This is a genomic window from Paenibacillus massiliensis 2301065 = DSM 16942 (genome assembly GCF_000377505.1).
Classification (GTDB): Bacteria; Bacillota; Bacilli; order Paenibacillales; family Paenibacillaceae; genus Paenibacillus; species Paenibacillus massiliensis.
Map to the genome: position 1 here is coordinate 65,291 of NZ_KB898192.1, position 12,339 is coordinate 77,629.

Sequence of the window (12,339 nt, forward strand, 5' to 3'; positions counted from 1 at the left end):
CAAAAAAGATTAAGTTTATCAATGTAACCAGGCTTACTAAAGTAGTGAACAAATACAATTTAGGATCCGTAAATATAAAATCAATTAAATACTCGCGTGAATACCAGCGGCTTCTTCTAGGTGGAGGGATAACAGTACTAAGGTAGTATGTAAGCCCGCTAAGAAACAATGTAATAAAGAACTTTATAACATAGCCTTTTTTTTGAGTAATGAAATGAAAGTATTTTATAATGTAGCCTTTAATTGATTCGACCAAAAGTATTCCACGCTCCTACATCGTTTCCGTCTTATATTAGGACGTTATCAACATCTTACTCCCTTTGGATAATTCGGTCTACTACAGAATAGCCTGCCTGCCCATCCTCTCTATACGTACCCTTTGCTTTTCTCTGGCTGTTTTTATCTGAGTTCCGGCTTCCGTTTATGTCTTCTTGCCATGGCGACGCTCACCCCTTGGCTAGTGATCATATTTTGCCCCCCACTACTAGAACTCAACTTATAGTCAATATCGCAGCCCTTGGATCACTCCAAGCAAGTAACCACTTCGGTGCGAACCCCAAGCTCACATGAAATCCCTGGGGGATTCGCACCTCAGATTTTGTCGAAAACGAGTCGAATGTGAATGAATTGTGAACACGACTGTGTTTTAAATCGTCTAAATGCCTCCAATGTAATGGATATACGGTATAATAGATTCTGGATACATCGTGTTTACGCTGTTTTCCGCTGTCGCACTCTACATGAGTGCGTGGATTGAAATTTATTTTAGTATACATAATATCTAATGAAATGCCTGTCGCACTCTACATGAGTGCGTGGATTGAAATTTTCAAGATGATGCAACATTTAAGCTCAATTATAAGTCGCACTCTACATGAGTGCGTGGATTGAAATTACCTCAATATGGAATAAATAATATTAAAGTAGATTGTCGCACTCTACATGAGTGCGTGGATTGAAATTCCTAACCTAGAAAAAGCTAGTTCTGGAATGTTAAAGTCGCACTCTACATGAGTGCGTGGATTGAAATTATGCTTTGGTTACGCAATTAGCAGGAAGAAGCTTGTCGCACTCTACATGAGTGCGTGGATTGAAATTGATCGGCAACGGGGCCAGAATCAAGAGCAGTAACGTCGCACTCTACATGAGTGCGTGGATTGAAATCAGCTATGGGGCAGGAGCTTGTCAACCGTTCGCCTGTCGCACTCTACATGAGTGCGTGGATTGAAATCTTCCATGTCGAAAGCTCCCTTCATAAATTAGTTGTCGCACTCTACATGAGTGCGTGGATTGAAATACGGATAGCTCTTCGGGTCGTCGCGATCCACCATGGTCGCACTCTACATGAGTGCGTGGATTGAAATTGAGCGACTGCGCTCCCAAGACTCTCCAGTAACGGGTCGCACTCTACATGAGTGCGTGGATTGAAATACGGATAGCTCTTCGGGTCGTCGCGATCCACCATGGTCGCACTCTACATGAGTGCGTGGATTGAAATTGAGCGGCTGCGCTCCCAAGACTCTCCAGTAACGGGTCGCACTCTACATGAGTGCGTGGATTGAAATTCCACTAGTGGAGAAAAGCCAGATTACATTCCTGAGTCGCACTCTACATGAGTGCGTGGATTGAAATATTGATGTAATTGATACGGAGACTTACGAATCAAGGTCGCACTCTACATGAGTGCGTGGATTGAAATCCGGTTGCATTCGTATTACCTTTGGGCGCTCCCCTGTCGCACTCTACATGAGTGCGTGGATTGAAATCCGAGTGACCGCTACCCTGAGACTGCTCAGCACATGTCGCACTCTTCATGAGCGCGTGGTTCAATATCTCCTTTTACGTGGAAACAGATGACGAGACGATAACCGCAATCTTGGTATAGAAAGAACTTACACGCGCCGATGCAGCGGAGGGTCGGAGGATTTCTGGAGAAACGGAGTGGTCGCCTTTCAAGCCCGATTTCGACTACGCTGACTTTGATCCATTCAGGAAATCGGGCTTGAACAGCGATCGAAAGAAACCTCCGAGCCCGTAGCGATTCCCTCAGAGAACAAAGTCATTTAACAAAATCATTTAGGTAGCCTATCTCTTTTAAAGCAACAGACGCTTTACCAACCCCCTCCGTTCGTGGTATTCTGTTACCAAATAACTTGAAACGCTTTGACGGGACCAGTAAGAGTACATGCGGTGCTCAGAGAGTAAATTCCACAGGCTGAGAGAATTTACCATCCGTATCCTCCGAACCCTACCCCCGAGCGGCCTGCACAGCAGGACGTTACCTGACGTTACAGGCAGAGTCGGATGATATTCATCATCAATAAAGGTGGTACCGCGGAAGCTAGAACTTTCGTCCTTTGCATTGGCAAAGGATGAAAGTTTTTTTGTGTTATGCCCACTTTCGTATGTACTCCCTGCCTCAGTGGAACAGTATACAACATTTCAGTAAGCTAGAAGGAAGTGGTTACAATGTCTTCGCGCGTAGTGGTCAAAATTGGTAGCAGTTCCTTGACAGAACCAGAGGGTGGCTTGAATCGCGCTGCAGTCGAATTTTTTGCGGCAGAAATAACGCAGCTGCGCTCGGCTGGGCATGAGGTGCTCCTCGTCACATCCGGGGCGGTCGCAGCAGGTTTTCGGGAGATCGGCTATCCGACCCGTCCCAAGCAATTGCACGAGAAGCAAGCAGCAGCGGCTGTCGGTCAGGCATTATTAATGCAGTGCTATCAGCAAGCCTTCAGTAGACATGACATCACCACTGCCCAAATTCTGTTGACCCGAAGTGATTTTCTCATTCGCAAACGGATGAACAATGCCGGCTTGACTGTCGAAGAGCTGCTGCGGCAGCAAGTGGTCCCTATTTTCAATGAAAATGATACCGTCTCTGTCGATGAACTGAAATTCGGGGATAATGACATGCTGTCCTCGCTGGTCGCCAATCTGGTCAAAGCCGCTCACCTGGTCATCATTACGGATACCGACGGACTGTACAGTGCAGACCCCCACAAAAATCCAAATGCTGTCAAATATGAGCGGATCGGTGAAATTACAGCTGAAATTCACGCACTCGGCGGTGACTCAGGTTCATCTGTAGGTACAGGTGGCATGCGTTCCAAGATCGAAGCGGCCAAGGTGGCCACGCGCGGAGGTGTTCCCGTCTTCGTAGGCCGGGTAAAGGAGTCAGGTGATCTCATGCAGGCTGTCATGGGCAGCGGCAAGGGAACTTATTTTGATACGACACTCTCCTCCCTTCCAATGAAGAAGCAATGGCTGGGCTTCATGTCTACACCGCTCGGCTCCGTGCATGTGGATGCTGGGGCCGAGAAGGCGCTGGTATATGGCGGTCATAGCCTGCTTCCAGTCGGGGTAGTCCGGGTAGATGGTACCTTCCATGCGGGTGATGTGGTGGAGGTCGTTGGGCCGGAGGGCAAGATTCTGGGACGCGGCATTGTCAATTACGATGATAGCCAGCTGAGCAGTATCGCAGGTCTCCCCAGCGGGGAGATCGTGAGCAAGCTCGGCTCCATCCACCGCCTGGAGGTCATCCATCGGGATGAGTGGATTACATTATAGAATGAAGTATGGATTAGGTCGCAATGGCCTGCTAATTATACAAATATAAGGAGGATTACAAGATGACCGATGTATTAGGCAGTGAAGTTACCAAGAGTGAAGTATTGCACAAATCGCGGCTGGCAAAAAGCACTACAGCGACCTTGAACCTGTTGACAACAGAGCAGAAAAATCAGGCTCTATTAGCTATGGCAGACGCACTTGTGCGGGAGCATGAGGTGCTGATTGTCGCCAACCAGGAAGATCTGGAGCGCGGACGCCAGAATGGCACCTCAGAGTCCCTTCTCGACCGTCTTAAGCTGACGGAGAGCCGGATCGAGGGCATCGCAGAAGGGCTGAGACAGATTGCGGCATTGCCAGATCCTGTAGGGGAAGCAATGGATGAGTTCGAGCGTCCGAACGGCCTGCATATTCGCAAAATCCGCGTACCACTCGGGGTCATCGGCATCATCTATGAAGCCCGTCCGAATGTAACGGTGGATGCTGCCGGATTATGTCTGAAGACCGGTAACGCTGTCGTCTTGCGTGGTGGCTCCTCCGCTCTATCCTCCAACCGGAAGATTGTTGAGATTATGCATACGGCACTTGCCTCGACGGCTGTTCCGCCTGAGGCTTTACAGCTTATCGAGGACCCTAACCGCTCCTCGGTTGATGAGATGCTCAAGCTGACAGGCGTGCTGGATGTCATTATCCCGCGCGGGGGCAAAGCACTGATTGATAATGTCGTGCAAAATTCCAAGGTACCTGCAATCGAGACTGGTGCTGGCGTCTGCCACACGTATCTGGATGCCACGGCTCCTGTTGAGCTGGCTGCCAGCATTGCCTTGAACGCGAAGGTACAGCGCCCATCCGTATGCAACTCCATGGAGACACTGCTGGTGCACCGTGACTATGCTGCATCTCACCTCGGAGCGCTAGCACAACAGTTCGTCGATGCGGGTGTAGAATTGCGCGGCTGTGAACAGACAAGACAGTTTGTCCCGAATGCCCGTACAGCTACCGATGAGGATTACGCTACCGAGTATAACGATTATATTTTGAATGTGAAGGTTGTCTCTTCATTAGATGAGGCACTAGAGCATATCGCACGATTCGGTACCATGCACTCCGAATGTATAGTTACTGCGGATACGGCGATGGCGGAGCGCTTCCTGCAAGAGGTAGATGCTGCTGCGGTCTATCATAATGCTTCTACTCGTTTCACCGATGGCTTTGAATTCGGATTCGGTGCCGAGATAGGCATCAGTACACAGAAGCTGCATGCACGCGGACCTATGGGACTGCCAGCGTTGACATCAACCAAATTCATTGTTCATGGCAACGGGCAAATTCGCGAATAACAAGTACGAAGAATAGATGCTGCATGTTTCATATGTGCGGCCTCGATCTCCGTCATACAGCTTTTCACGATAGTAAGTGAAGATCAGTTGCCGAATTTGTTCTCTGGACCTGATTCCATTCTCCTATTGGACTGTACTATTGCATGGATAGCCATTACAATCGAAGGATGCAGCACTATTTTCAAAATTTAGGCAGGGGGTACCACCAATCATGTGTGAAGCATCTTCCATTAAACCACTCATTGACAGTAAAGTCGCCTTTATGGGCGCTGGATCATTAGCAGAATCACTGGTACGCGGCATGATCAGCCGCTCCGTTATTCGTCCCTCGGACATTACCATGATGAATCGCAGCAATGCCAAACGTTTGGCAGAGCTACAGGAGCGATATGGTGTAGAGACCGTTGGCGATGAGCAGGCAAAGGATGAGCTCCTGCGCACCAGTCCAGTGATTGTACTGGCAATGAAGCCTAAGGATGCTCGCGCATCGTTGCAGCATCTGGGCCCACTGCTTTCTGAGCATCAGCTCGTAATCTCGGTTATAGCGGGTCTCTCCATTCGCACGATTCAGGCCTTGCTCGGACGCAAGCAGGCGATTGCGCGAACGATGCCGAACACCTCCAGCTCGATCGGACTGGGCGCCACTGGCATTACCTTCTCCAAGGAGATTACCGATGACCAGCGCAGCCAGGTCATGATGATGTTCGAGTCCGTAGGTACCGTCAGCGTAATCCCTGAGGACAAAATGGAAATTCTGACCGGGATCTCGGGTAGCGGCCCAGCCTATGTCTACTACCTGATGGAGGCGATGATCGCCGCAGGAATTCGTGGCGGACTCTCTCCACAGCAATGCCAGGACCTGACGGTGCAGACGGTGCTTGGCGCAGCACGCATGGTTCAGCAGACTGGTGAGGAGCCTTCTGCTCTTCGTACCAAGATTATGTCGCCCAATGGCTCTACCGTAGCGGCACTTCATGCATTGGATGAGGGGGATTTCTTCGAAAATGTCATTGCAGCGGTGAACCGCTGTGCCGAGCGCTCTCGTGAAATGGGTGCCGAGCTGGAGGTGCATGAATGAGCTATTGCCAAGCTACGTACCGGGTATACGACGACCACACAGATTTTAACAAGAAGGCTCAGTCCATCGCAGTCGGCATGACTGTCGGCAGCTGGACCGAGCTACCCCAAGCACGTCGCGAGGCTATGAAGCAGCATCTGGGTGAAGTCATAAGCGTCGATATCCACGATGAAGGACCAGGGCAGCGTTATGCAGATATGACCATTGCCTATCCTGATATCAACTTCAGTCGAGACATTCCAGCGCTGCTGGTCACTGTTTTTGGCAAAATTTCAATGGATGGCCGCATTAAGCTTACGAACCTTGCTTTCTCGGATGCGTTCCTGTCGGCCTTCCGGGGACCCAAGTTCGGAATCTCCGGATTGCGCAATGAGCTCGGTGTCCATGATCGTCCCTTGTTGATGAGTATTTTCAAATCCGTGATTGGCCTCGATCTGCCTGAGCTGCGTGAGCAGTTCTACAAGCAGGCCCTTGGTGGAGTGGATCTGATCAAGGATGATGAGATCTTGTTCGAGAATGAGCTGACGCCGATTGAGAAGCGTGTAGAGGCTTGTATCCAGGCTGCGGAAGAGGCTCGCAAGGAGACGGGTAAAAAGCTGCTGTACGCTGTGAATTTGACCGGTCCGACCTCCCAGCTGCGCAAGCAGGCTCTCAAGGCCATTGATGCTGGTGCGAATGCCCTGCTCTTCAATGTGCTGTCCTATGGCTATGACGCACTGCAAGAGCTAAGTGCCGATCCGGACATTCGAATACCCATTGCTGCACATCCAGCGTTGGCGGGGGCTATGTACCCTTCACCTCACTACGGCATCTCGCCCTCCGTCCTGCTTGGTCAGCTGATGCGACTTGCGGGCGCGGATCTGGTCTTGTTCCCATCTCCGTATGGTTCAGTGACCATGCCACGTGATGAGAATATGGCTATTCGGGATGAATTGGTTCGTACGGACTTGCCTTTGCAGCCAAGCCTACCTGTTCCCTCTGCCGGGATCCATCCAGGCCTGGTGCCTCTGATTCTTCGTGACTTTGGTACGGATGTGGTCGTGAATGCCGGCGGTGGCATTCATGGACATCCGATGGGCACGGAGGCTGGTGGACAAGCCTTTGTTCAAGCGATCGCAGCTGCTGGGCAGTCGATCTCGCTCGCGGATTATGCAGAGTCACATCCAGAGCTGAAGGCTGCTCTTGAGCTATGGGGGGGAGAGCGTTGAGCCTTAAGCGCAAGCCAGTCATTTTCTGTGATTTTGACGGCACCATTACCATGAGCGACAATATTGTTGCGATCATGAAGCATTTCAGTCCTCCTGGCTACGAGCCGATCATGCAGGATATTCTGGATCGTCGCATCACGCTGCTCGAAGGGGTAAGTGCCATGTTCGCACTTATCCCCTCCTCTCGCAAGGATGAGGTCATTGATTTCGTGCTGGGTCAGGCAGGCATCCGTGAGGGATTTGACACGTTCCTGCAATATATTCGCAGTCAGGATATTGAATTTTTCGTGACGAGTGGCGGAATGGATTTCTTCATTCAGCCGCTGCTTGCGCCGTTCGATATTCCGGCCGATCATATCTACTGTAATAGTGCGGATTTTACGAAGGAAGGCATTGAGATTGTCTGGCCGCACACCTGCCAGCCACCATGCGAGAACGGCTGTGGCATGTGCAAGACAACAGTCATGCGACGTTATCCGCAGGAGCACTACACGCGTATTCTTATTGGAGATAGCCTGACTGATTTTGAAGGAGCCAAAATAGCCGATCTCGTCTATTCACGTTCAATATTGACGACCAAATGTCAGGAGCTTGGTGTTCCCCATGTTCCTTTCGAGACGTTCCATGAGATCGTGAATGATCTGACAACTAAGCTTGAGCAGGGAGTGCTGTAATATGAGTCTATCTAATGTTCCGGCTGAGGACAAAAATCGTGTGCTTGGAGAACTGGCGGATATCAAGGATCTGTTCGCTGCACGCAACTGGTTCCCTGGCACCAGCGGCAATCTGTCTATGCGTGTAGGTGAGTTCTCACCCGAGAGTTTCCATTTCGCAGTCACTGCCAGTGGCAAAGACAAATCCAAGCGTACACCAGAGGATTTCCTGATCGTAGATCAGAATGGCAAACCAGCAGAGAACACGGGTCTGAAGCCTAGTGCGGAGACACTGATTCATTGTGAAATCTACCGTCTGACGGGCTGCGGCGCTGTGTTCCACGTACACACAATCTTCAACAACCTGATCTCCGAATACTATGGGGAGCAGGGCCATGTTCCTGTACAAGGGATCGAACTCATCAAAGCTTTTAACATCTGGGAGGAGAACGCAGCCATTCAAATTCCTGTGCTCCCTAACTATGCGGACATCCCTTCTATTGCACGCCTGGTGCCGGATGTCCTGCACGCTGCCATCCCTGGCATCCTGCTACGCAATCACGGTATCTATGCCTGGGGGCGTGATGCCTTTGAAGCGAAGAAGCATTTGGAGGCCTTCGAGTTCCTCTTTGAGATTGCTTATCGCCGTCTACTACTTGAAAAGTAAGTCATCAAGCTCCATAATACCCAGCCCGCCGAGAGGCCATGTGCTCAACATGCTCTCGGCGGGTTATTTTCATGATGCAGAATTTTAGCTTTATAGCCCCTTTCTATATAGCTTTATAGCCCTGTATCTAGCTTGCTGTGCTCTTTGTGCTCAGTTCACTCTGAACCACGCACTCTCTCTAGCTTAATACATATACTTACTACTTTGTCCGAGGCTATCTTTACTAATTCTAGCTTCTGCTCCTACAGTACTCATAGGTACTCTCTCCTACTCCCTCACCCAACTTATGGATCGACTAACCACTTCTCAGAGAGCTTATAGACTCCTTCTGACTGATCAAGAGAATGAACGGTTACGTCTCGTTGTAGGTCTTATTACTGAACATTGCAAAAAAGGGGGTGCAGCAGCATGAATGATCGAGAAATTTTTGAGATGTACAAAGAGCATGTATATTATTTCTGCTACTATTTGTTGAAAAATCAGGCAGATGCAGAGGATGTATCCCAGGAGGTCTTCATAAAAGTCATTCTGGCTGATCGAACAAACGTGCGAAATATGAAATCATGGATTCTGCGTATTGCGGCCAATGAGTGTAACCGTGTTATGAAAAGGCGCCAAACGGGCTGGATGAAGGAGATTCGCAACTATTTGCTCTCCAGAACTCAGCATTCCAATCAAGTGGAGGATCAACTGGAGCATAGAGAAACCAAGCAAGCACTTCAAGGCTTATACAGTCAACTGCCGGATAAGCTCAGAATGGTCGTCATTCTGCGATATTTGAATGAATTGACCGTGCCAGAGATTTCCCAGGTCATGAATATACCCGAAGGAACCGTAAAATCAAGGTTATTCAAAGGTCTGAAATTGCTGAATCGTATGGCTGATTCCCAACTAAAGGAGATGATTACGAATGAGTCCATTTACCAAAAAGGATGAACAAGTGCCTCAGCCGGATTACGATCTGATGTGGGCAGCCATAGAAAAAGCAGCATACAAGCGACAACAAAACCCAAATACCGATCCAGCAGCCCGCCCTCAGCGTGGAAAGCTTGTTCCAGTCAGTCTGGTATTTTCTTGTGCTCTACTTATTGCCATCCCAGCATTCGCTGGTGTAGCGATCAATTGGGATAAAATTGGCGGTCGTAGCGTAACCAATGCCTTAAATCATGGGGTTGGACAGCAATATGATCTTGAGTCGTCAAGTTCAGGAGTTACCATGCATTTGAACGGGGTTGTAACGGATGGAGACAAAATGAAAATGCTCGTATCCTTGGATACTCCTGATGAGCTGACCTCTTACACTGGATTTTCCACCGAGAGCAATACCTTAACTAGCCAATCCAGTGACAAGACCAAGGTAACTGATTCTTTATATTACGACCCTGACAGTAAAAAGCTGATTGGTATCTATGAAGCACCCGATACACTACAGGATGATACAAGAGACTATCGGTTCGAAGCACAGAATCTCGTATTCTATGTTGAGCGGGAGATTCCTTTACAAGCCCGACCACAGTCTGGGGATACGTTCCATACGGGTGCCACGCAGTACCCTACTATTCAGGTCGAGTCAATCCGGCATACCTCTAGCCAGACGGTCATTCGATATAAGGTTGCTGCGGAGCCATCTGACTCAGGACGAGGTGCCCCTCAGTTGGTTGTAGGAATGGACGGTCAGGAGAAGACGGCCATCCCCACCTATATGCCTAACACAGGATCGGACGTATATATCGAGCAAGTATTCGAGCTATCCGAAGCAGAGTGGAAGCGCTCGGATGTTCGTTTTACTTTTATAGAAGAAGCGCGCCGGATTGCCGGGACTTGGACATTTGATTTTGAGGCAGATGGTAAAAAAGCAAGTGAGGCTATGTATACGAAGAAGCTACAGACTAGCCCTGAATTCCTGGCAAAGACAGGTCTTACTTTAAAGGAGCTAGTAGTTACACCACTAAATATACAAATCCATATAGACCAAGAGGATTCGCTAAAGAAAGGAATCGTGCATTATAACACGGCTCAGTTGGTTATAGGTGATAGAATCATCACCGGCTCGATTGTAAGGGGGGGTTCCGGAAGCAATCAGCATATATTACAATTTGAATCCCCAGAATGGTACAAGGATTGGTCGGCTGTTCCTATGCAGCTTCAATTGAAGGACGCTGTCATTGAGAAACGGGATACCTCAAAGAATTGGGCTACGCTGAACACGCCGACGGCAGAAAAACAGTTCACTACAATAGATGTGGACGGCATTGAAATTCAATTTGCGTACTACATTGATGGCGAGGAATTGATTGTGGAGTCCTCCTCCCATTCTCCTAGCTTCAAGAGGGTTAGTCAGACTACGTTACGCATAGAAGGTACAGAAGTAGTGCCTGAGATCCTTCCTAGAGGCATGGTACCTGCTGAAATATTCATAGATCACTACAAAAATGTGCCATTGGACGAGAAAATTGAATTGAACCCTGGAATCTACAGATACAGCGACCCAAGCCGGGATACGGAATTAGACCTTAAATATAATTAGGCAGTCAATAGTGTAGCTTAACGATAAAGAATCAGGATCTTGTCCTCACCGTGAGGACGTACCTGATTCTTTATCCCTTTTCTTACGAACTTACGACAAAATAGACTCGTCTGAAGGCCCACGGCACTTAAAGGCAAAAACAAGCATAAACGCAGCTAAAATGGAACAGATCAAGTACATCGTAGAATAAGAGAACAAGTCTGCTATCGGTCCCAGGAGCACTCCACCCATGGACACACCTAAATCAGCCATTGCAATAAATAAGCCTATTAAAATATTTCGATTCACTTGAGGTAACACGAAACTCAAATATGTAGTTAAGGTTGGATAGATCAGGGCTTGAGCCACCCCTAAAAAGAACGCACCCACATAAAACAATAAAGCACCCGCGATGTTTGAAAGGCTTATACATTCTACACCTATGGCAAGAATCAGCATGATTCCCATCATAAAAGATGAATGCCATTTTCCGTCCGATGGAATCTTTTTCCTTAGGACAAATCGAGTAATTACAATGGTTCCTGCCTGAAGCATAAGGAAGATCGCCGCACTACCTTTATGAATTTGCCCCGCATATAGCGGTATAAAAGTGGTTACCGCCCCAAATACAAGAGAAGCAGTAAACATGATAACACTGCATCGAAACAAATGAGGATTTTTGATCAATTGGCTATAGGACGACAGCATCCCCGTTCCTAAGCTCTGTTCTTTCTTAGCCAGTTCGGCTTCCTTTGGTCCAACCTTGGTACTAAAACCCGTGATCCCAGTAAGTACAGCTATGCTAATCATCGCCATTGCAAAGTAGTCTATGTTCTCTACCCTCCACATACCTACCGCGAGCAACGGTCCAAAAACTCCAGGCATGGACGCACACAGTGAATACATGGATATGCCTTCAGAACGTTCTTTTTCCGGTAACTCTTCTATGATTCCAAGCTGTAGCGACATGGAGAAAAAGGCAGTACATACTCCTTGCAGTACCCGAGCAAAGAAATATCCTCCAAGACCCGCAAAGGTATAAATGAGCAGAGCTAGACCATTAATGACTAAGATGACGCGCAGTACCTTAATCGGCCCATAGCGCTGAATCACTTGGCCTGCCCAAGGTCGAAAGACCATGGTTGTCAGCAAATACGCTCCCATAACAATTCCTATTGTTGTATTGGTAGCGCCTAAGGAATCACCTTTTAAAGGTATGATCACATTCAGGATTGAATTGGCGCTGAAGTACAACAGTGTCAGCAAATAAAGTCGTAGAAACGGTAATGATAGTGCTCCCTTCACTACAAGGTCCCC

General features: G+C 48.5%; 9 protein-coding genes and 1 CRISPR repeat array. Of the genes, 8 read left to right on the forward strand and 1 reads right to left on the reverse strand.

What is annotated here, in order from left to right; all coding sequences use genetic code 11:
• The first annotated feature begins 728 nt into the window (after positions 1 to 728).
• A CRISPR array of direct repeats spans positions 729 to 1,833; the repeat unit is 32 nt; unit sequence GTCGCACTCTACATGAGTGCGTGGATTGAAAT.
• A gap of 636 nt (positions 1,834 to 2,469) precedes the next feature.
• From proB to D328_RS31580, 8 genes are all read left to right on the forward strand, one after another.
• The gene (proB, locus tag D328_RS0116695) at positions 2,470 to 3,570 is read left to right on the forward strand and encodes a glutamate 5-kinase (protein WP_018886170.1); all 1,101 of its coding nucleotides are present in this window, start codon (positions 2,470 to 2,472) and stop codon (positions 3,568 to 3,570) included.
• A 62-nt stretch (positions 3,571 to 3,632) separates the two neighbouring features.
• Positions 3,633 to 4,910 carry a glutamate-5-semialdehyde dehydrogenase gene (locus D328_RS0116700; RefSeq protein ID WP_018886171.1) on the forward strand — a complete coding sequence of 426 codons (1,278 nt, stop codon included), beginning with the start codon at positions 3,633 to 3,635 and terminating at the stop codon, positions 4,908 to 4,910.
• A 211-nt stretch (positions 4,911 to 5,121) separates the two neighbouring features.
• Positions 5,122 to 5,988 (forward strand): pyrroline-5-carboxylate reductase, encoded by an 867-nt coding sequence (gene proC, locus D328_RS0116705; protein WP_018886172.1) that lies wholly within the window; start codon positions 5,122 to 5,124, stop codon positions 5,986 to 5,988.
• Entirely contained in the window at positions 5,985 to 7,196 is a 1,212-nt protein-coding gene (locus D328_RS0116710) for a 2,3-diketo-5-methylthiopentyl-1-phosphate enolase (RefSeq protein WP_018886173.1), read from the forward strand. The genes proC and D328_RS0116710 overlap by 4 nt, the downstream gene beginning before the upstream one ends.
• On the forward strand, positions 7,193 to 7,870 hold the full coding sequence (locus D328_RS0116715) for a 2-hydroxy-3-keto-5-methylthiopentenyl-1-phosphate phosphatase (protein WP_018886174.1): 678 nt from the start codon (positions 7,193 to 7,195) through the stop codon (positions 7,868 to 7,870). The genes D328_RS0116710 and D328_RS0116715 overlap by 4 nt, the downstream gene beginning before the upstream one ends.
• Position 7,871: 1 nt before the next feature.
• Entirely contained in the window at positions 7,872 to 8,516 is a 645-nt protein-coding gene (locus D328_RS0116720; RefSeq protein ID WP_018886175.1) for a methylthioribulose 1-phosphate dehydratase, read from the forward strand.
• A gap of 408 nt (positions 8,517 to 8,924) precedes the next feature.
• On the forward strand, positions 8,925 to 9,452 hold the full coding sequence (locus D328_RS0116725; protein WP_018886176.1) for an RNA polymerase sigma factor: 528 nt from the start codon (positions 8,925 to 8,927) through the stop codon (positions 9,450 to 9,452).
• Complete coding sequence (locus D328_RS31580) at positions 9,427 to 11,043, forward strand: hypothetical protein (protein WP_018886177.1); 1,617 nt, start codon at positions 9,427 to 9,429, stop codon at positions 11,041 to 11,043. The genes D328_RS0116725 and D328_RS31580 overlap by 26 nt, the downstream gene beginning before the upstream one ends.
• 90 nt (positions 11,044 to 11,133) lie before the next feature.
• On the opposite strand, the gene cntE is transcribed toward D328_RS31580, so the two are convergent.
• The gene (gene cntE / locus D328_RS0116735; protein ID WP_018886178.1) at positions 11,134 to 12,327 is read right to left on the reverse strand and encodes a staphylopine family metallophore export MFS transporter CntE; all 1,194 of its coding nucleotides are present in this window, start codon (positions 12,325 to 12,327) and stop codon (positions 11,134 to 11,136) included.
• Between the last annotated feature and the right edge of the window lie 12 nt (positions 12,328 to 12,339).